Genomic DNA, 21084 nt, shown 5'->3' with positions numbered 1-21084 from the left:
TTACATCATGACGACGTCGAACTGCTCTTGATGATAGAGTGGTTCGACTGAGACTTTAACTTGCTTGCCGATAAACACTTCGAGTTCAGCAAGTGCGTGAGATTCTTCATTCAGCAAGGCCTCCGTGACCGCTGCCGACGCATACACCACGAAGTGATCTGCAGCATAGGCGCGGTTGACCCTTACAATTTCGCGCATCACTTCATAACAGACGGTTTCAACAGTTTTCATGCTTCCGCGGCCGCTACATACCGGGCACTCCGAACAGAGTACATGTTCCAGGCTTTCGCGTGTGCGCTTCCGGGTCATTTCTACCAGCCCCAACGAGGTGAAACCATTAATCGAGGTTTTCGCGCGGTCTTTGCCCAGCGCCTGCTCAAGACTGTGCAGCACACGGCGTTTGTGGTCAGCGTTTTGCATATCGATAAAATCGATAATGATAATTCCGCCGAGGTTACGCAAACGCAACTGCCTGGCGATAGCCTGGGTCGCTTCCGTGTTGGTATTAAAAATCGTTTCTTCAAGGTTACGATGACCGACGAACCCACCGGTATTAATATCAATTGTAGTCATGGCTTCGGTCTGATCAATAATGATCGAACCGCCTGACTTTAATTCTACTTTGCGATCCAGAGCTCGCTGCACCTCGTTTTCGACATCGAACATGTCAAAAATCGGCCGCTCGCCCGCATAGTATTCAAGCGCCTCCGCGAGCTCAGGAATGAACTGATTGACGAACTCCTGCAAGAGCTCAAAGGTGACTTTGGAGTCCACCCGTATACGTTCAATTTCGTCGCCAACAAAATCACGTAAGATGCGACAGGAAAGATTGAGATCTTCGTACACCAGGCCAATTTTCCGCATTCCTTTACGGCGTTTTTGCAGGGTGTCCCACAGGCGCCGTAAAAATGCTGCATCGTGCTTAAGCTCTTCATCGCTGGCACCTTCTGCTGCGGTGCGCACGATAAACCCGCTTTCTTCGTCACAATAAGGTTGAGCCGCTTTTTTCAGCCGCTCGCGCTCACTATCGTCTTCGATCCGTTGCGAAATACCGACATGTGGAGATTGGGGCATCAGCACCATGTAGCGCGAAGGGATGGTGATATCCGTGGTTAAGCGGGCACCTTTGGTACCCAGTGGATCTTTCACAACCTGCACCAGAATGTGCTGCCCTGGACGCACCAGGGTAGCGATATCCGGTGCTAATTCTGGCCGCGGTGCCACGCCCTCTGCCGCCGAAAGTGGTGAGACAATGTCAGAAGCATGCAAAAATGCAGCCTTATCCAGACCAATATCGACGAAAGCCGCTTGCATTCCGGGTAAGACGCGGGCGACTTTACCGACATAGATATTCCCCACCAGACCACGTTTGGCCTGACGCTCGATATGGATTTCCTGCAAAATACCGTTTTCAATTAACGCCACCCGGGTTTCCGTCGGGGTAACGTTCATCAGAATTTCAGCGCTCATCGTAGCTACGCTCCGCTGCTTGGATTAGTTGCTCAGTCTCATATAACGGTAGACCCACAACCGCCAGGTAGCTACCCTCAATGTGCGTCACAAATTTGCCCGCTCGCCCCTGAATACCATAGCCACCCGCTTTATCCTGGGGTTCACCGGTTTGCCAGTAGGCACTTATATCGTCGTCCGTCAGAATTTTAAAATGGACGGTGGTGGAGACTAACACCCGGTCAGTTGCACCATTATGGTGCAAAGCCACTCCGGTTAGGGCCTGATGCGCGCGTCCGGATAGCTTTGCCATCATCCGTTTAAAATCCTGTTCGTCTGTTGGCTTCTCGAGTACCTCATTGTCGCAAACAACCACGGTATCTGCACCTATCACCGCGGCATCTGAGCCGCTAAGCTGCGCGCCTGCCTCAGCTTTTTCTGCCGCCAAACGCAGCACATAATCCCTGGCGTGCTCGCCACTTTGCTGCTGTTCAGGGACCTGCGGCCGGACCACCTGAAAGGGGCGATCCAATAACTGCAATAATTCATTGCGACGTGGTGAACCTGAGGCAAGCACGAGCTGCATGACGAATTCCTTTTAGTACTTCTAAAAATCTAACGGATCAGATAACGACGGCGGTAACGGCGCATGATTAGAAAGACCCATGGCCATATTATCGCCGACGACACCACCGGATAAAAGTAAGGCCAGTTAAATGCCGCATCGTTCAATAAATGTTCGAATTCGTAGACCAATGCCCGTTTAATCAGGATAAGGACGCCAACAATCAGCAACTGCTGAGTAAGTGAGTAGTTACGTATGCGCTGAAAATGACGTAATGCTGGGTAAGCCATCAATACAAATGCTGTGGCGTAGATCCCGAAAGTGGTCCCCATCAGGATATCCGTTAGCAGACCGACAATAAGCACGGTACCAAAACCGACCCGGTGCGGAATCGCTATCAACCAGTAAATCAACACCAGGCTGACCCAGTCAGGCCGCCATGGTTCAAGAAATGAGGGGATCGGCATCACCATCAGCACCAGGGCGACGACATAGCTCAGTAATAGTGGGACTAACCCAGACTTAATCCACATCCGTCACCTCGTTATCAAATACCGGAGTTTCGGTCGCGTTCGCCGGCCACAGGAGTAACAGGGTGCGAATGCGATCAAGCTGCGCGAAAGGAGTCGCCGTCACCTTCGCGTACTGCAAGCGCTCATCGCGGTCGATCTCAGTGATCTGGGCCACTGGATAGCCCTCGGGGAATACTCCTCCAAGCCCTGATGACATCAGTACATCGCCTTCCTGCAATTCGGTGCTATGGGGAATAAAGCTGATGTCCAGGCGATTCAGATCACCCACGCCTTTGGCAATCACGCGGATATCATTACGCTCAGCGCGCAGGGATAATGCGTGGCTTTGATCAGAAATCAGCAGCACCCGCGCGGTGGTGCGCCCGACACTGTTGACTTGCCCTACAATACCGCGATTATCGAGCACCGGTTGGCCCTCGTACACACCATTGGCGTAGCCTTTATTGATGACCACCTGATGAGAGAACGGGTCGGTGGCGACAGCGACCACCTCAGCGACCATGCGCCGGCTCGCCGCGCGCACTTCCGAGCCTAATAACTGGCGCAGCCGGGCGTTCTCATTCTCCAGAAAATTCAATCGCTGCACTGCCATTTGCAATTCCAGTAATTCATCGCGTAAGCGTTGATTATCTTCGCGCAGGGCTGAACGGGTAGTGGCAAGGTAAACCAGGCGATCGAGGACTTCTTCAGGCAAAACAGCCAAATATTGAACGGGGGCGGTTGCGGTACTCAAAAACGAACGCACCGGCTGCATGGTTTGCAACCGGTGGTCGAGGAACATCAAACTGCCAGCAACAATAAGCGCTAACAGTAAACGTGTTCGTAATGAAGGGCCGTGTTCGAACAGCGACTTCATTTGGTGTTACTCATAGCTAAACAGGTCACCACCATGAATATCGATCATTTCCAGGGCTTTACCGCCACCACGTGCAACACAGGTTAACGGATCGTCAGCAATAATGACTGGGATGCCTGTTTCTTCCATCAACAAGCGATCGAGATCACGCAATAATGCGCCACCACCGGTCAACACCATGCCGCGCTCGGAGATATCTGAGGCCAGTTCTGGTGGCGATTGTTCCAGAGCAACCATCACGGCACTGACAATACCCATCAAAGGTTCCTGCAGCGCTTCGAGGATCTCGTTGCTGTTCAATGTAAAGGAGCGTGGCACGCCTTCTGCCAGATTACGGCCGCGGACTTCGATTTCGCGGACTTCATCGCCAGGAAAGGCCGAACCAATTTCGTGTTTGATACGTTCAGCAGTGGCTTCGCCAATTAACGAGCCAAAGTTACGCCGGATATAGTTGACGATAGCTTCGTCAAATTTATCACCACCGATGCGTACCGATGATGAATACACCACACCATTGAGGGAGATAATAGCGACTTCCGTGGTACCACCACCAATGTCTACAACCATCGAACCGGTGGCTTCTGAGACCGGCAGACCAGCACCGATAGCCGCTGCCATCGGCTCATCAATCAAATAGACTTCCCGGGCGCCCGCGCCTAAAGCTGATTCACGAATCGCACGGCGTTCCACCTGGGTCGAGCCACAAGGAACACAGACCAGGACCCGTGGGCTGGGCCGAAAATAATGGCTGTCATGGACCTTCTTGATAAAGTGCTGAAGCATCTTTTCCGTGACATAAAAGTCGGCGATAACACCATCTTTCATGGGACGGATTGCTTTAATGTTACCCGGTGTACGTCCCAGCATTTGTTTTGCCGCCTGACCTACCGCAGCAACACTCTTGGGACCACCCGAGCGCTCTTGCCGGATGGCCACAACCGAAGGCTCATTGAGAACAATGCCTTCGTCTTTAACGTAAATAAGTGTGTTTGCTGTTCCCAAATCGATGGACAGATCGTTGGAAAAAATTCCGCGCAATTTCTTAAACATCAGGGGTATTCCCTTTACTGGTCTTTAATTTTATCTGGTTGGTGGGGGGAGCCGCGCTAACTTTAGCAACTGAAGATCTTTCGAGCAAGCTTGCTCCCCTTAGTTTGGGTGTATTATTGCATATTTTTTGCATGGTTTTACTACAGATTCCCGCGCCATTATTCTTTCCCTTAAAATCAACTACAGGCCCCGGTCCGAATGTAACCATGACTTTGCACACAGACATAGCGGGTATCCACGCCTGCAATACTAAATTCGACGCTACTTTGCCCGCAAGGTTCCGCGGTCGAGCTATGCTGACTGGAAACCGGGCAGCCCCAGCTGTTAAATAAAATTCTCGCTGCTGCAGCTGGCAGAGTTGAGGATACGGTAACGCTGACACCAGCCGGCACTGATATGATGCGCTCAGAGTTAATACTGGCGCCGCACTCAACGGGCGTGATGGCTGTGTTGCTCAGGGTCAGACCGTAACAGCGGTTGCTGACATCCTGCATGGCACGCTCCTGACTCAGCCGCAGCAAGCTCACCAACTCAGTTCGCAAGAGGTTCTCATCGACGTTATCGTCACTCAAAAATACCGGTGCCGCGGTGACTGCCATGATGCCGAGAATAATAATAACGACTATTAATTCGATTACCGAGAAGCCTTGCCATTTCTTTACACTTGCCAGTTTGTTCATGACCATGCCCAGGTTGCGATGCACAATTTAGAAAAAGAGTATAGTATTGACTTAACAAGTTAAAGATTGTTGATAAACTGACGATAAAATAATCTCTGCGCAACCACTATCGAGCTTGCTTATGCGACAACCAAATCACGCTAAATTCGGTCAATTCTCCCGAATGACGACCGGCTTTACCCTGATCGAGCTGATTATCGGTGTGGTTGTACTCGCCTTTGCTTTCTCGCTGATTGCTACTCTTATTTATCCGCAAGCTATTCGCAGTGCTGAACCCGTGCTACAAGTGCGCGCGGCGAACCTGGCGCAGGCTTTTATCGATGAAATTCAGGCCAAGGCTTTTGACGAAAACAGCTCACAAAGCGGCGGGGACTTGCGTTGCGGTGAAACCGGCGCGCCCCCATGTAGCACGACCTTAGGCCCTGATGGCGAAACCCGGGATCGCTTTGATGATGTTGACGACTATCATCAGTTACAACTTACGCAGCCCAATTTGGCCGATGTGCTAGGCGCCAGCCTCGCCGATGATTATCGCGGCTTCAGCTATGCCATCAGCGTCTGTTATAGCGATGTGCAAGGCACCTGCAGCAGCGCTGTGACCACCTTTAAACGGGTGACCGTGTCGCTCGCAACATCTCAGTCACAGGACTTTGTCTTCTCCTATGTGAAGGGGAACTATTAATGCGCCAGCAAGGTTCTCGTTCAGCGTCCGGTTTTACCCTGATTGAAATTATTATCGTCATTTTACTGTTGGCGACGCTGGCGATTTACTCGTTTGGGTTTTTGGGCCTTGGCACGGACATGGTCGTGCAGGTCAATCAGCGTAACCAGCTGGTCGCTGAGCAGCGCTTTGCCATTGAGCGCATGAATCGCGAGCTGCGCTCGTCGGTGCCACGCAGCGCCCGGGCCAATGCCGCTTGCCTCGAGTATATGCCGATGCTCGGCAGCAACGTCTACCTGACCCTGCCCCGTCCGGGTCCCGGGGGCAGCCAGCCGATGGTGGTGGTCACGCCTTACCTGCCGTCAGCCCAGATGGTCAGCAATTACGTGTTGGTGTACGCCACCGGCGCCAACTTTATTTACGGAAACAATCAGCAACGTCGTAAAGTAGTTTCAGCTGTCGCCAATGATGCCCCGCAGGTAGGTCTGAGCACCCTGACCCTGACCGGCACCCCAGCAACCTTCTTTACCGACAGTCCGGCACGAACCTTCTTTATCGGTGCCAGCCCCGTTAGTTGGTGCGTCAATACCGCCAACCAAACCTTGGTGCGTTTTGCTGATTACGGTTTACTCCCGGCTCAACCTGACTTGGCAGCACTTAGCATCACGGCCTCCAGTCAGCAGGTAATGGCGGTGGATGTGGTGAATGATCTGAGTCTGGGGCAGCAACCATTTCATGTCTCGGCACCTACGCTGCAACGAAACAACCTGGTAAAACTTTTTCTTGCGTTCCGCTCGTCGGAGGCGTCAGCAAGCGCGGTCGAAATCACGCACGAGGTACATATACCGAATGTTCCCTAACTTAAGCCGTTTAGCTTTACCACAGTCTACCCGCTGCCAGCGGCAACAGGGTGCCGCGCTGGCGATTGCATTATTTGTGCTGCTGGTGATGAGTCTGGTGGGCCTGACCTTAGTGCGCTCACTCAATGATACCGCCGATGCCGTCGCCAGTGATGTGCTCGGGGGCCGAGCTCAGCTGGCCGCCAGCAGCGGTGTGCAGGCGATCATGGTCGAGCTGTATCCGCTCAACATGGGCTTTGACCCCTCGGTGTGTCCAGCGCGGGTGGCCAGCGAGCCTCCGGTCGTGCGCAGCTATAGCTTCACCGCACCGGGTCTGAGCCAGTGCACCGCGCAAGTACGCTGCAACCAACTAGACTTAACAAGTCCCTACAGCGGCACACACATTAGAATCATTGCTGAAGGAAGCTGTGACGGTGGCGCAATGATGTATTCCAAACGTATCTTAGTCGAGGTCGCTGATGCCATTAAGTAAGTCTATACCTTTGCTTACCACGAGCTTGACCAGTAGCCTCGTCGCTTTGTTGCTCGCTACAGCAAGTTTGCCAGCACAAGCACAAAGCACGCCTGACGCCACCCAATGTGATCAGTACAGCGAGCTTTTTGATTATGGCATTATCGGTGAGTCGGGGTTTGATTATGGTAATAACTCGGAGATTAACGGTAATCCAATCGACGGTTCTGGCAATACCCCGACGCCAGAGGGCCAGGTCGATACCGTAGACTTAAACTATCCGCCACTGAACCCAAGCACCTTTCCGAGCGGCCAGACAGGCGGTCCTGATTTAACCAACGCTACGGGTATTCAGGCAGGCAGTTACGGCACCATTTCAACGAATAAACAAGGCAAAGCGACACCCTTTGTTTCCTTTACCGGTGGCGGAACTTACTATATTGAAGAGCTCATTTTTGACGGTAAGGACTCGACCGCGGAGCTGGCACCTGGCGACTACTTTATCGAGCGCTTAAACCTTGATAATAACTCGTATATTAATATCGTTCCGCAAGGCCAGGTGCGCTTGTATGTGCGCGACTATTTGATCGGTGATAACAACATCTTCGTCAATAGTAATGGTCCAGTGGGTGACATGCTGGTTTACCTGTACGAGAACGCCTACGTGGATTTGGGAAATTTCAACGAAGGTGGCGGCAGTAATACAGTCGTCAACTTCAATGGACTTATTTACAGTCCCTACGCGTCGACCTCCGTTACCCTGGGCAACAACAACAATTATCAGGGTGCTATTCTGACGCCGGGCACAGTTAGCGTAGGCGCGAACACCAGCTTCAGCTACAGTCCAGAGGTTCAGGACCAGCTACTAGAGGCGATCGGCTGCGAACCTACCTCAAGTATCCACCATCTTCGTATTCGCCACCCACAGTCGATTGTCAGCTGCTACAGTGCCGTGGTTGAAGTACTGGCCTGCGCTGATGCCAGCTGCTCGCAGCTCTATGCCGGCAATGTGGCTGTGGATCTTAATGCTGGCACGAGCGGCCCTACCTGGCAGGGTGGCAATGTCACCAGTAGCTCCGGTGCCAGCGCAACACTAAACTTCAGCAACGGCAGTGGTGTGGCCGGTTTGCAGTGGGTCAGCGGGGGAACCGCGACGCTCTCGGCACCGGCCAGCTCCCCGGCACCGACGAATGCAACCCAATGCGTGACCAGTAACGGCACTGTGGCAACCAATTGCGAACTGACATTCTCCACTGCGGGTCTTATTATTACAGACGCCGATGGCCAAAGCGTGATTCCGGGACACTATGCCGGCATAGATTTTCCAAGCGTACTCCGGGCCGTTGAAACCAATACCACAACGGGCGCGTGCGAGGCACGTGTGAGTGGCCCGCAGACCGTTGAGCTCGCCGTGGAGTGTACCAATCCCGTCGCCTGTCAGCCTGGGCAAACCTACACGGTGAACGGCAACACTGTGCCATTAAACGACGCCGGCAGTGCGCTGAGCTACACCAGCGTGAACCTGAACTTTGACAGTCAGGGCGCGGCCAATTTAACGAATAATTATTCTGATGTCGGGCTACTGAGCATGCACGCGCGACTGGAACTGGATGAAGCGCCCGCCGCCGGACAAGCCAGTGTTTCTGATCCGACCACGACTCTGACGGGCTCGAGCTTAAACGGCTACGTGATTAAGCCCCACACCCTCGAAGTGGTTGCGCTGGATGAGAATGACCAACTGTGGACAGCCACAACCGCAAGCGGGCCAGGCTTCGTGGCAGCGGGCGAGCCATTCAAGATGGTCGTGTTAAGCCGCAATGCTGGCGGCGCTATTACGCCTAACTTCGGTAATGAAGTCAGCCCGGTTGCGGTGACTGCGAGCTTTGACTCCATGGCCTACCCGCTTCCCGCCGATGCCAGCTCCGACGGCAGTAAACTGGCCATCAATCAGCCGTTCTCACCCAGCACCGCCCTCGCCGGCGCTTACCAGACTGAAGGTGCGACCTGGCTGGAGGCCGGCACAGTCAACTTACGCGCCGCCTTTTCCGGCAACGATTACTTAGGTGGCGGCGACGCCTTAGAACGCCCTGCCAGTCCGGTGGGACGCTTCTATCCGCATCATTTTGCCCTGATTAACAGCAGTCTTACCAATAGTTGCACTACCTTCTCTTATATGGGCGACACCGGGGTCAACCTCGACGCTTTGGTCGAGGCCCAGGCCCTGGCTGGTCAGCGACTACGCAACTATGGCGGTAATTATGCCAATACTGCAGTGCTGGAATCTGTGGCCCGTAACAGCCCAGCCGATCAATCGACGGATAATTTTGTCACGCGCTGGCAGGCGTCCCTGCCAACGGCCTGGACCACTGGGCAACTGCTGATAGCGGTAACTAACGCGACCCTGTCACGACGTGCCGATGCGCAACCCGATGGTCCTTTTGAGCAAGTTGAAGTCGGATTACAAGTTGCGAGTGAAATGGACAACAGGGACTTCCCGAGTGGTGACGCAACCCTCGCCACACTTGCCGGCGATGCGGTACCACTGAGTGGCAGTCTGCTATTGCGCTACGGACGACTCGTGCTCGATAACAGCTACGGCCCTGAGTCTGAAAATCTACCGGTGGCCTTGCGCGCGGAATACTGGAACGGCGCGTTGTTTACCACTCATGGTCTGGACCAATGTTCTGAGTACGCGCCAACGGAGCTGAGTGTGGTGGACTATATCGACCCTATCACCACATCAGCTGATGGCGCCCCTGGCTCCTTGGTAGATGGCCGGGTCGGCACCAGCCCACTGTTCTGGCTCGCTCCGACGGGCACCCCGGCGCAGGGTGAGTTTATCTTTGAGTTCGATGCCCCGTCCTACCTCGAATATCCCTGGCAGGACGCCGATGGCAACAGCTTTTCAGATCCGCGCGCCTTTGCCGGCTTTGGTTTATACCGCGGCAATACCCGTAAAGCGACCGAGAAAGATCTGACCCAATAAAAAAGGCGCTCCCAGAGCGCCTTTTTTGCCGATAGCTTTTTAGCTTTAATACGGTAATTAGCAGCCAGCTACATTCACAACTACAGTTGCTGGGGTATCTTCATCAGCAGCTTCCGTGTAGAGAACGTGACAGCTGTCCGCACCGGTGAAGTCTGGAGTCTGTCCGGTAGGCGCAAACGCAACTTCTGATGCAGAATTCGTCGCCGGAGAGGTGCCACTGTCATAACGAGACCAGTCACTACCAAGACCTGCCGCGCGATCAATACCGTTCACTGCCGCCGCCGGGTAACCGTATACAGTATCGACAACACCGCCTTCTGTGGTCACTGTTGAAGTTGCTGCATCTTCTGTGCCGTTTACCAGGCTACGTGCATACACCAGCTGCATGGCGCCCTGAATAGATGCTTGTGCACCTTTAACCGTAGACTCACGTGCGTCCGACGAAAAATTAATGAACTGTGGCGCTGCAGTAACCGCTAAGATACCGAGCACAACAATCACGATGATTAACTCAATTAACGTAAAACCTTGTTGACGTTTCATAACTACTTCTCCATGGAATCAAAAAAATTAACAACCCGAAACGGTCGCAACAGGCAATGGTTTCCCTGTATCGTCGGCATTATCTTCGTACGTAATATAACAGTTTGTGGCCTCAATTTCAGTCGCCGTGGAACCTGCTGCAGCAAGACTTGCCAGTGTACCCACGTAAACACCGTTCGTCCCGCCTGCATAATCTCCCGCGGTTTTCTCGGCAAAGGTCCAGTCGCTACCAGCGCCGGCCGCTGTGGCAATCGCAGCCGCTTTCGGATAACCATTGGCGATGGCAATAACCACAGTCGACGAGTTGGTCGGTACCGTGTTTTCACCCGCTAGTTTGCCATCGATGGCAGCCTTGGCGTAGCTCAGCTCAACCGCAGATTTCATGCTCGCCTGCAGCCCTTTTAATGTACTTTCACGAGCATCACTCGAGAAATTGATAAATTGCGGAGCTGCAGTCACCGCTAGGATACCAAGCACCACGATAACAATGATCAGCTCGATCAGCGTAAAACCCTTTTGTGTATTCATTTCGCTCTCCAGTTACGACTATAATGCCTTCCATCATGCGTTTTGCAAGCGGCGATTTAATTATTACTAAAAATGCTCACACCACCGGTGCGAGGGTTATAAACAAAAGCATTGCCCACGCTTAAGTAATCATTTCCAGCAGGGGCTGAGCCCAGATTTTTAATGGTGTTCGCTAGGAAGTACACACATATATCGTTAGTGCCATTATTTTCCCGTGCGACGTAATAGCGATTTTCGCCCAACAGGGCATAATTCGCCGTTGCCGTCGGTGCGCCTTGCAGGATCGCCTGCATAATGGTGCGGCAGTCCTCACTGCTCATGTTCTGATCATGAGCATCCGGATTAGTGTTTCCGCTGACCGGATAACCGGTGCTTCCGTCAACGTTTACGGGGACGCCGTCCATCACGATCACAGCTCCGGCACCCACATTATTACCTTTTGGACGGCCGCGCAGCTCCCATTCGGCGCGAACCAGACTTACCGCACTGGCGAAGCCTCCTGCTACACCTTCTAACGCCGCATCTTCAGCGTCGGCACTGACGCTGGTAAAGCGTGGCAAGGCCGATGCAGCTAAGAGACCGAGAATGACAATGACGATTATCAACTCGATCAAGGTAAAGCCGCGCTCTTGAGTCGCTTGCTCGGGGTTCATAATAATGTCCTCTTCACCATTTTGTTGTTCATAAATACGTTGATTAACGACCTTTGTAAGCATCCATCATGTCCCACATCGGTGTGAATATACCCAGCGCCATAATCGCCACCATCACTGCTACCAGCACCAGCAGAATAGGCTCGATGCGGGCAGTCAGGCTTTTTAAATCGTAATCGACTTCGCGTTCATAGTAATCCGCCACTTCATTGAGTAATTCATCAACCCGCCCGGTTTCTTCGCCGACGCTTATCATCTGCATGACAAGTGGTGTAAACAAATTCGTACCTTGCGCTGCGCGGGTCAGACCTTCGCCTTTTTCAATGGTACGGCGCATGTCCTCAATGCGGTCATGCATCCAATAGTTATCTACCGCGTCAGCAACTAAATGTAGCGACTGAGTCAGCGGCACTCCGGCCCGCAACATCACCGAAAAACTACGGGAAAAGCGCGACAGCAAACTACGCAAAACAATATCGCCAAAGATCGGCATACGCGTTTTCCAGCGATCCCATTTAACTCGACCTGTTTCACTGGTTTTAAAACGATTCAAGGCAAAAATAGCCGCCACAATTGCTAACAGCATCAACGGCCACCAGTTGACGAAGAAATTCGATACACCAATGAGAATTTGTGTGGGTAACGGCAGTTCCGCGTTAAATTGCTCAAACATGCGGGCAAAAGTGGGAATCACCCAGATATTCAAAATAAACATTGCGACAACCAATGCAGAAACGATAAACATTGGGTAGCGCAATGCCGACTTGACCTGCTTACGCGTATCCTGCTCCCGGCCCAGGTAATCCGAAAGCTGTTGAAATGCCTCTTCCAGCTGCCCCGTATTTTCCCCTACATGCACCACTGCGACCAGCAGGCGTGGAAAGACTTTGGGATGTGCCCCCATAGCAACAGAGAGCTCGCGTCCACGTTCCAGCTGTTCGACCACATCACTCAGCACTTCCCGCATACGCCGTTTCGGACTATTGACGGCCAGCCCATCAATGGCGCGCAACAAGGGAATACCCGCCTTCGTCAGCGAGTACATTTGGCGGGTGAAGACAATCAGATCATCGAGATCGATTTTTTCATCAAATAGCCGCAAGCCTGACCCGCGCGAAACTTCATTGCTGCGAGGCGCTATGGTAAGTGGCGTCACACCGCGGCGGATCAGAGTATCCGCGGCGACCCGCTCGGACGCAGCTTCCAACGCTCCGGTGACCAGCTCTCCTGAAGCATCGCGACCGCGGTAGCTAAACTCAGCCATGAGCTGTCTCCTCGGCCTCATCCACGATGCTACGTAATTCTTCCTCTTCTACAGTTTCGGCCAGGAACAGAACCTCATCAATGCTGGTAATCCCCTCACGGGCATAGTCCAGTGCGGCCAGCGCCAGCGGCCGGAAATTCTCGGCAGCTCTGGCAGCGCCAGCAAACTCACGCATATTTGAGTCACGCAGCGCATTGATCATGGCTTCGTTTAATTCCAGTAATTCAAATACCCCAATGCGGCCCTTGTAGCCGGTATGGTTACAGTTGCGGCAACCTTTGCCTTTGACGAAGCCACTACCATCAGAGGGGACATCCGGTGCCATACGCCGGATCAAGGTCAGATCGGCAGGCTCAGCGGTGGTTTCGGTCTTACAGCTATCACATACTTTGCGAATTAAGCGTTGTGCCAGCACCCCACGTACTGCGGCGCCAACCAGATACGGCGCAGCGCCCATGTCGATTAAGCGCAACGCGCTGGTAATGGAGTCGTTGGTGTGCAGTGTGGTCAGCACCAGGTGACCGGTGATCGCGCCACGAAGGCCAATTTCAACGGTTTCACCATCGCGCATCTCACCGACCATAATGATATCCGGATCCTGGCGTAAGGTGGTACGCAGCACCCGGGAAAAGCTTAGGCCGATTTTGCTGTTCACCTGCACTTGCGAAATGCGCGGCAAACGGTATTCAACCGGGTCTTCAACGGTAATAATTTTCTTTTCGGCTTGGTTTAGTTCATTTAACACACCATACAAGGTGGTGGTTTTACCTGAGCCGGTAGGGCCAGTGACGAGCAGCATGCCGTAAGGCTTGTGGATGAGATTGCGGACGCGCTCGAGTAGGTTCTCTGGTAATCCGGTCTGTTCAAGATCCAGAATACCCGCAGACTGATCCAGTAAGCGCATGACGCAGGACTCGCCGTATTGCACGGGCATCGTTGACATCCGCACATCAATTGCGTGATCCCGCACTCTGATATGGAACCGGCCGTCCTGCGGCATCCGCTTCTCGGAGATATCCAGCCCTGCCATCAGTTTGAGACGCAGCACTAGAGCACTAGCGATAGTGGTCTCGTTCAGCACGTTCTCCTGCAACATACCATCCACGCGCATCCGGATGCGTAACGAGCGGTCATCCGGCTCAATGTGGATATCCGAAGCCCGCACCTGTACAGCGTCAGCAAAAATGGACTGCAACAATTTGGCGACCGTTGCGTCATCACCCTCATCTTCAAGGGACAATGCTGCGAGGTCGACCACTTCATCCTGTTCGTACTCGGTCTGCAGCTGGCTCGCAAATTGGGCGATGTCTTTGGTGCGCCGGTAAAGATTATCAAAGGCTTCCAATAGTTCATGATCAGGTGCGACGGCGAGCTTAATCGAGCGCGGTTGCAAAAACTGACTGATGGCATCCACCGCGGCTAAATCTGCGGGGTCACTCATTGCGACTAAGGCTTCACTATCATTTGCCTCAACCACCAACGCCCGATGCCGGCGTGCCTGAATCTCAGGCAGTAAATTCACGACATCATCGGCGATTTTGCGTTCGCTCAATTCGACAAAAGGAATATTCAACTGGCGCGCAAGGAACTCAAGCAGCTCCTGTTCGCCAATGAAGCCCATATCAACCAGAGTTACCCCAAGCTTACGCCCGTTGGTGCGCTGATCATCAAGCGCCTGTTTCAGTTGCGACTCAGTGATAATGTTCTCTTGCACCAGCAGGTCGCCAAGGCGCATTTTTAAACGAGGTCGCATACTTATTGGCCTCCTAAAACGTATTGTCGCTGCAAGGCATAACGTCTCGCATCCTGACTCAGGTCAGCGTCTTCGAGCGCATGCTGATAGCTGTTTAAGGCAGCTTTGGGTTGCTCGGCATCCTCGTAGGCCACGGCTGCAGCCAGCCACCAACGACCTTCCTGAGTGCGCTCAGCCAGGCGCTGGTAATCAGCAGCGGCCTCACCGTAGCGCTCAAGCTCACTTGCGGCGGTCGCACGCATTTGTAGTAAATCCGAGGTCTCAGGCGTATTTGCGGGAATTTCGCTAAGCACCGAAAGCAGCTTCCCATAGCTGCCACTTTCCAACATGATGCGCGCATAAAGTATTTGCCAGCGCGTTTGCAGTGGCTGTCGCTGTAAGCCTTCTTCAAGCACCGCAACCGCCGACGCGACGCGTCCGCGACCATACCAGTACGCGGCTAATTCACTTCGCGCATCAACGTGCTCAGGAGCCAGCGCAATCACTTGCTCAAGTAAACTTCCTGCGCGCTGGCGCTCGCCGTTTTGTAAAGCTTCTCTGGCCTGGTTGAGTTTTACTTCCGCTAACTCTTCAGCACTTAATTCAACCCGGGTAACCTTCATGGTGCCACTGCTGGCGTCAACGGCTTCGCCCCCCGCGTCGCCCGACTGCGGTTCAGTAGTCACTCCCTGGCCCGCCGCGGCCTGTTGCTCCGGGCCAGGCGTTTGCCGTGGTCGAGTTAGCTGCTCTGGCTGCGCCTGTTGCGGGTCAGACTCGGTTACAACGCTTGCCCCGGTTTGCGTAGCAACCGGCGCTGGCATCAATTGCCGCTGAGGTTGCACCGCTTCCGGCGCCGGCGTACTCTGTTGCTCCGCGGCCGCTGTCTCTGGCGCCGCCGCTAGCGATGTTGGCTCCTGCTCAGCCCCTTTGATCGGTGCTGGCGTCGACTGTACACGCAAATCTGGTTCCGAGCCGGACATGCTGTCATAAATTGCCATGAAAGCGACTACGCTAATCGCCACGACTACAAATATGCCCAGCAACCACGCCCACGGAAAGCCACCAGGAGCTGCCGCAGCAGGGGTAAGATTGCCTTTGCGCTCTTGCTGTTTACGCTGATCTAAATCGCGCAACATGCGGTTAATTACACTCATGATAGATACTCCGTCAGCCAGCCCTGCTGCCACGACCACAGCAGTGCTACAGCTACGCCTCCGACTCCCGCCAGGCTCCACCAGAGCCATGTCCGCGAGGGTAAGGCAACATCCTCAGTATCGGCGACCGCAAAGCGCACGTGCCGAGGCGTGACCTGATAACAGCCCTCACCATAACAGAGCATAAGCACTTTGTGGCAGAGCACATTCGCCAGTCGGGGTATTCCGCGACTGGACTGATGTAACATTTTCACCACCCGGCTGGAAAAAACCGGAGCGCCCTGATAACCGGCGATATGCAAGCGATGCGATATGTAGCGGGCAAGTTCGCTTGGGCTCATCGCCTGCAATGAGTAGCTAAAGCTGATGCGTTGGCGTAGCTGGCGATGCTCCCGGGTAGCTAGCCGCTCATCAAGTTCCGGCTGGCCGAACAGGACAATATGTAAAAGCTTGCGTGTCTCTGTTTCCAGATTCGAAATTAATCGCAAAGCTTCCAGACTTTCTGCCGGCAGGGCTTGTGCTTCATCAACAACAATTACAGCAATCTGCCCGGCCCGGCTGATCTCCACCAGTCGTTCCTGGATCGCTTGCGTTAGTAACTGCTCACTTTGCTCAGCAGGCCGCTCAACCTGTAGCTCGCGAGCAATATGCGCGCGCATTTCGCTCGGTGTCAGGTACGGATTAGGAATATAGGCGGTCACGTAATGGTCAGGCAGCTCATTGAGGAGCTTGCGGCACAATAGGGTTTTTCCAGTGCCCACTTCACCGACGACTTTAATAAAACCTTCACCCGCCTCAAGGGCGGTGAGCAAAACCTCAAACGCAGAACGGTGACCCTCGAGATCGCAGTAAAAACTGGTGTTCGGGGTCAGCGTAAAGGGCAGTTCTGTCAATCCGTAATGCGTTTGATACATGATGTTTATCGGTTACTCGTTGTACCAGCGTTTCAGCAAGTCGCTGGAGCGCTCAAGTTCTTGTTTCCAGGTGTCTACACCTACAACCACTGGTCGAATAAGGATAACTAACTCTTTTTTCTGTTCCGTACGCCGCTTGTTTTTGAACAAGTTACCGACCACCGGAATATCACCGAGGACCGGGGCTTTGGATTCATTGTCCGTATAACTGGTCTGCATCAGGCCACCCAACACCACAATTTCTCCATTACGCGCACGGACAATGGTATCGCTTTCGCGAATATTGCTTTGTGCTAAAGGCAGGATAAACGACTCCTGATTGAGGGTAATGGTCTTATTTTGCTCGGTGGTCTCAACCACTGAAGGGTGCACATGCAAAATCACTTCGCCGTTATCACTTATTTGCGGAGTGATATCCAGTGAAATCCCCGAGAAGAATGGTGTTAACTCAATATTCGGTGTCGATGTCGTGGCAGTGCCGGTCACCGTTGTAGTTGAAACATCGGTGACGAAATACTCATCTTCACCAATTTTAATCACAGCTTTCTGGTTATTACTGGCACTTACCCGGGGATTTGACAGAACTTGCACATTGCCCTGATCCTGCAGTAAGTTCAGAACGCCGCTGAAATCACCAACATCCAGTGACATACCAAAGACACCATTGGTGCCACTCACACTACCACCGCTGAAACCAATACTGCCGTTGGCGTTCCCAAGGCTGAACAAGTCGCTCCAGTTGATGCCTTGCTGATAATTATCGTTCAGTGCGACTTCAACAATGCGAGCCTCTAAAATCACCTGGCGCTGCAAGCGTTCTTGCGCAGTGGCAAGAAACTCGCGTGCGGCCCGCAGCTCACCCGGCAACGCAGTCACGGTCACCAGGCCTGCTTGCGGTGATACCACCACCCGCCGGCCATCGCCCTCGCCCACGATACCCTGAACAATTTCTTTAAGATCGCCCCAGAGGTCAGTTTCAGATTGAGTAGAAATCGATGAACCATTGGTTTGCATGCCGTTATTCATGCCATTCAGACCACGATTCGCTAAGTTGCCCTGGCCGGCAAGTCCACCCTGATTACCAAGTAAGGCATTGTTGTAGGTACCACCGCCATAAAGACCATTTTGATCATCGTTGTCTTTAACCCCGCCCGAACTCACCCGGGTCTGCGACAGACCCATACGTTGCAAAGCCAGGTAATCAAGAGCAATAGTTTCAGTGCGCAAGCCTGCCGGGAAAACCCGAATCATCCGTCTTTCATGCTTAATGTCGTAACCATAGATATCAGAGATGACGTCCAGGGTTTCCATCAAGGTCACCTCTTTCAAGCTGACGGTAATGGTACCGCTCACCTCAGGATGAACCACAATATTATAGGGCGAGTCGGCGGCGAGCCCGCCAAAGAACTCGGCTGCCGCAATACCATTGGCGTTTACCGAAAACCGTGGCTCCGCGAGCAGCTGCTCACTGGCATTACGAGTCTCAAACGCCGATGGTCGGAGAGTTTCGCGAACCGAATCAGGCAGTGGTGGTCGTGCAGACTCTTGCAATTGGGCAGCCGGGTTTAAGGCCTGTTGTGCCTCTACCGGTTTGCGCTCAGGTTGATGCGCACACGCTGATACAACCATGGTTGCTGCAATAAGAGTGGCAATCCGCATTAGTTCTGTCCCCCTGAACCCGACGCAGACTCGGTCGTTAACGGATTCTGCGTGTAAAGTGATAATTTAAATTCGCTGCCATTTGCGGCATCGCGCACGATCACGTGGTTCATTGTGATTTTTGTTATGGTGTACGGTGGTAAGTGTTCGCCTTCCACTATCCGCTGCCCATTGATATAGGCCGTGAAACCTGAGGGCCGCTGTTGGATAGCGTTAAGACGTAAATCAGTAAGCTGGGCCTGTTGCTGTGCAGCTGCGCGGTTTTGCGGCGGCTGGGTCGGATCATTCAGCTCTTGCGCTGCGGCCGCTGATACGACAAAACAGCTGGTCAGGAGCCAGGCGTTAACTCGCAACATAATCACGCTCCAGGCTAAGAGTGTATATTTCTAATAACAGTGTCGCATCCGGGTGTTCTTTGACTTCATAGTCCATGCGCTGCCAGTAGAACGACCAGGGCAATTGTTCCAGCTTTAAGAAATAGCGGTAGATTTCATTGTAGTCACCGCGCAAAATCAGCTGCAATCGATGTTTGTAGATGGCTCCGGCGGTCGCCTCGCCATCACCGTAGACACGCTCAGCTGGCAATGCCTGAGCCGACTGTACTTCGAGCGCGCCGGCGCTGCCCAACAACGCCTTTAACAGTTGTCGATTATCTGCCGCACTCACATAATTGGTTTCAGCCCGGAGCCTGCTATTCAGCTGTGCTAAACGCTGCTCCAGCTCACTTAATTTAGTTCGTAGCGGCGCTTGCGGATCCCCTGCCAGACGAATTTCTACGGCCTGCAGTTGTTGCTGCAACAACTCCACCCGTGATTGCTGCTGCTTCAGTTTGGTTTGCTCGGTTTTATAGGTTTGCCAGGTCGGCAGTAGCGCTACCCATAAGCCCAGATAAGCGATAAATATCAGGGTCAGCACAAACCAGAACTTGCGCCGGCTAAGGGGCAGCTCATTGAATTTTAGTTGTAACTGCTGCCATCTCGCTTTCATTGCATGCTCCCCGAAACGGCCTGAACGTCGCGACTATGCTGCAAGTGACCGACAGTAAAACGCAAGCCTCGCTCACCTTCATCACGAAGCTCAAATACACCGAAAGGCCGATCCTTAAGGGTTGGATATTGGCTGAAATCCGCCAGCCAGGCCGGTAATTGCTGAGGTTCCAACGTTACCCCCTGCAGCGTCAACGCCTGATCTTGCAGCAAAATCCGATGCAACCAGATGGCGTGTTCATCGGCAGCGGCAAGATCGACCAGGAGTTGCGAGAAACTCACGCTGTTTCTCCCCGTAAGCTGCTGCATTTGCACCAGCAGGCGTTGCCGCAACGTAAGCCGGTGTTGCACGCTCTCCAGTTCTTCATTAAGGGAGCTGTCGTTCAGTGCTTGTTCAAGAGCCGCCTGGCGCTGGCGCAGCTGAACTTCAATTTGGTTGGCTTGCGTAACACTGGCAACGAAGGCTGCTTGCTGTTGCCCGGCAATAAACTTGAGCACCAGCCAGGCCACCACGAACACCGCAATCAAGGACACTGCCGTGACGACAAAACGTTGTAACGTTAACCATTCACGGTTGGGCCGTAACTCAGGTACATAGAGGTTAGCGAATGTTTTCATTTACGCTCTCCCCTCTAACTTGCACGACATCAAAGCGCCGCCCAGAGCCGCAAAGTCACTGTAGTCCCCAGCGCCCAACTCGCTTGCCCATGCTGGATACTCGGCCCAGTTGGCGGTCAGTCCCAAATCTTCATGTAATTTAGCCAACACTTCTTCATTTTTACTCATCGCCATTGCCAGCACCACGTCAGTAATCGGCCGCTGCCGCAGTTGCCGCTCGAAGTAGTCCGCCGAGCGCTGGATTTCGACGCTTAAGGGTTGCAAGCCACCCATACGAACTTCTTCAATGCTAAGCTCACTGATATTTTCCAAGGCCCGAACAGAACGGTTGACCTGCAGAACTCCCTCACGATAAACCTGCAATAATGCAGCCTGCTGCGGTTGCTGATAAACCAACACCGCCGGCTCTGAAACCGATGTAAACATTTCCCTTATCGCCTGTTCTTCAGCAAAAATCCCGATAACATTATCTGAGACGTCGTGGATCGCTGGCAAAATCTGCTCCAGCTGAGATTTATTGGCGGCGATGGCGTGAATTTTGTCGTGCCCGGGCAGCTGCACAGGAAGTTCATAATAATCCGCGATGCAATTTTCCGGCTCAACATCAATAAGATCACGCAGGTTGTAGCGCAGGCTTGTGGCAATTTCGTCTTCAGGAAGGTTCGGTCGATCGAGTGCGACACTCTGGTAAAAACCACTGCCCAGCACCAGCGATAGCCTGGGCTGGCCACGGCAATAACGCGCGTACTCATGAGCCAACTGCTGAATAGCGGTCGCGAAATCATTATCTTTGGCGTCACGCTCATCAGAAACGACGAGGCTTGGCGGACCGTCAGCCTGAGGCTCTACGACCACGAGATGCACCTTACCCTTGCGAATAGCAAAGGTAAGGATGAGCTGGTTCGACTTGCGCGCACGAAGGAAATTAAACAAATCTCAGTC

General features: G+C 53.2%; 22 protein-coding genes. 4 read left to right on the top strand and 18 right to left on the bottom strand.

The window, feature by feature from the left end; genetic code table 11:
- The 6 genes from rng to J6J28_RS00950 form a co-directional block, all read right to left on the bottom strand.
- Positions 1–1470, bottom strand: a complete 1470-nt coding sequence (gene rng, locus J6J28_RS00975) for a ribonuclease G (protein WP_301719403.1) — start codon at positions 1468–1470, stop codon at positions 1–3.
- Positions 1460–2035 (bottom strand): Maf family protein, encoded by a 576-nt coding sequence (locus J6J28_RS00970; protein WP_301719402.1) that lies wholly within the window; start codon positions 2033–2035, stop codon positions 1460–1462. Before J6J28_RS00970 ends, rng begins: the two co-directional genes overlap by 11 nt.
- 29 nt (positions 2036–2064) lie before the next feature.
- Positions 2065–2547: a rod shape-determining protein MreD gene (gene mreD / locus J6J28_RS00965; RefSeq protein ID WP_301719401.1), complete on the bottom strand. Its 483-nt coding sequence runs from the start codon at positions 2545–2547 to the stop codon at positions 2065–2067.
- The gene (gene mreC / locus J6J28_RS00960) at positions 2537–3403 is read right to left on the bottom strand and encodes a rod shape-determining protein MreC (RefSeq protein WP_301719399.1); all 867 of its coding nucleotides are present in this window, start codon (positions 3401–3403) and stop codon (positions 2537–2539) included. Before mreC ends, mreD begins: the two co-directional genes overlap by 11 nt.
- A gap of 6 nt (positions 3404–3409) precedes the next feature.
- On the bottom strand, positions 3410–4453 hold the full coding sequence (locus J6J28_RS00955; RefSeq protein WP_126763616.1) for a rod shape-determining protein: 1044 nt from the start codon (positions 4451–4453) through the stop codon (positions 3410–3412).
- A gap of 176 nt (positions 4454–4629) precedes the next feature.
- Entirely contained in the window at positions 4630–5133 is a 504-nt protein-coding gene (locus J6J28_RS00950) for a prepilin-type N-terminal cleavage/methylation domain-containing protein (RefSeq protein ID WP_301719396.1), read from the bottom strand.
- Positions 5134–5254: 121 nt separating this feature from the next.
- Between J6J28_RS00950 and J6J28_RS00945 the strand changes: the two genes are divergently transcribed.
- The 4 genes from J6J28_RS00945 to J6J28_RS00930 are packed head-to-tail and all read left to right on the top strand — an operon-like array spanning position 5255 to position 10091.
- Complete coding sequence (locus J6J28_RS00945) at positions 5255–5815, top strand: type IV pilus modification PilV family protein (protein ID WP_301719394.1); 561 nt, start codon at positions 5255–5257, stop codon at positions 5813–5815.
- On the top strand, positions 5815–6654 hold the full coding sequence (locus J6J28_RS00940; RefSeq protein WP_301719391.1) for a prepilin-type N-terminal cleavage/methylation domain-containing protein: 840 nt from the start codon (positions 5815–5817) through the stop codon (positions 6652–6654). Before J6J28_RS00945 ends, J6J28_RS00940 begins: the two co-directional genes overlap by 1 nt.
- Positions 6644–7126: a pilus assembly PilX family protein gene (locus tag J6J28_RS00935; RefSeq protein WP_301719390.1), complete on the top strand. Its 483-nt coding sequence runs from the start codon at positions 6644–6646 to the stop codon at positions 7124–7126. Before J6J28_RS00940 ends, J6J28_RS00935 begins: the two co-directional genes overlap by 11 nt.
- A complete protein-coding gene (locus J6J28_RS00930) occupies positions 7113–10091 on the top strand; it encodes a DUF6701 domain-containing protein (protein ID WP_301719388.1) in 2979 nt (992 codons plus the stop codon). Before J6J28_RS00935 ends, J6J28_RS00930 begins: the two co-directional genes overlap by 14 nt.
- 57 nt (positions 10092–10148) lie before the next feature.
- On the opposite strand, the gene J6J28_RS00925 is transcribed toward J6J28_RS00930, so the two are convergent.
- The 12 genes from J6J28_RS00925 to J6J28_RS00870 are packed head-to-tail and all read right to left on the bottom strand — an operon-like array spanning position 10149 to position 21075.
- Positions 10149–10634, bottom strand: coding sequence for a type II secretion system protein (locus tag J6J28_RS00925; protein WP_301719386.1), 486 nt, complete (start codon positions 10632–10634; stop codon positions 10149–10151).
- A 27-nt stretch (positions 10635–10661) separates the two neighbouring features.
- On the bottom strand, positions 10662–11162 hold the full coding sequence (locus J6J28_RS00920) for a type II secretion system protein (RefSeq protein WP_301719385.1): 501 nt from the start codon (positions 11160–11162) through the stop codon (positions 10662–10664).
- A gap of 56 nt (positions 11163–11218) precedes the next feature.
- Positions 11219–11878 (bottom strand): prepilin-type N-terminal cleavage/methylation domain-containing protein, encoded by a 660-nt coding sequence (locus J6J28_RS00915; RefSeq protein WP_418055158.1) that lies wholly within the window; start codon positions 11876–11878, stop codon positions 11219–11221.
- Positions 11859–13079: a type II secretion system F family protein gene (locus tag J6J28_RS00910; protein WP_301719384.1), complete on the bottom strand. Its 1221-nt coding sequence runs from the start codon at positions 13077–13079 to the stop codon at positions 11859–11861. The genes J6J28_RS00915 and J6J28_RS00910 overlap by 20 nt, the downstream gene beginning before the upstream one ends.
- Positions 13072–14832 carry a GspE/PulE family protein gene (locus J6J28_RS00905; protein WP_301719383.1) on the bottom strand — a complete coding sequence of 587 codons (1761 nt, stop codon included), beginning with the start codon at positions 14830–14832 and terminating at the stop codon, positions 13072–13074. The genes J6J28_RS00910 and J6J28_RS00905 overlap by 8 nt, the downstream gene beginning before the upstream one ends.
- Positions 14833–14834: 2 nt before the next feature.
- On the bottom strand, positions 14835–15965 hold the full coding sequence (locus J6J28_RS00900) for a tetratricopeptide repeat protein (protein ID WP_301719381.1): 1131 nt from the start codon (positions 15963–15965) through the stop codon (positions 14835–14837).
- Complete coding sequence (locus J6J28_RS00895; RefSeq protein ID WP_301719378.1) at positions 15962–16879, bottom strand: ExeA family protein; 918 nt, start codon at positions 16877–16879, stop codon at positions 15962–15964. Before J6J28_RS00895 ends, J6J28_RS00900 begins: the two co-directional genes overlap by 4 nt.
- Positions 16880–16891: 12 nt before the next feature.
- Positions 16892–18538, bottom strand: coding sequence for a pilus (MSHA type) biogenesis protein MshL (gene mshL, locus J6J28_RS00890; RefSeq protein ID WP_301719376.1), 1647 nt, complete (start codon positions 18536–18538; stop codon positions 16892–16894).
- Positions 18538–18894, bottom strand: coding sequence for a hypothetical protein (locus tag J6J28_RS00885; protein WP_301719374.1), 357 nt, complete (start codon positions 18892–18894; stop codon positions 18538–18540). Before J6J28_RS00885 ends, mshL begins: the two co-directional genes overlap by 1 nt.
- Positions 18881–19525, bottom strand: a complete 645-nt coding sequence (locus J6J28_RS00880; protein WP_301719372.1) for a hypothetical protein — start codon at positions 19523–19525, stop codon at positions 18881–18883. Before J6J28_RS00880 ends, J6J28_RS00885 begins: the two co-directional genes overlap by 14 nt.
- Positions 19522–20142, bottom strand: a complete 621-nt coding sequence (locus tag J6J28_RS00875; RefSeq protein ID WP_301719371.1) for a hypothetical protein — start codon at positions 20140–20142, stop codon at positions 19522–19524. The genes J6J28_RS00880 and J6J28_RS00875 overlap by 4 nt, the downstream gene beginning before the upstream one ends.
- The gene (locus tag J6J28_RS00870) at positions 20143–21075 is read right to left on the bottom strand and encodes a hypothetical protein (RefSeq protein ID WP_301719370.1); all 933 of its coding nucleotides are present in this window, start codon (positions 21073–21075) and stop codon (positions 20143–20145) included. It lies immediately after the preceding gene.
- Positions 21076–21084 lie beyond the last annotated feature (9 nt).

The organism is Pseudidiomarina terrestris, from assembly GCF_030466375.1.
In the GTDB taxonomy this organism is placed as follows: domain Bacteria; phylum Pseudomonadota; class Gammaproteobacteria; order Enterobacterales; family Alteromonadaceae; genus Pseudidiomarina; species Pseudidiomarina terrestris.
This window is presented reverse-complemented; position numbering and strand designations above follow the sequence as displayed.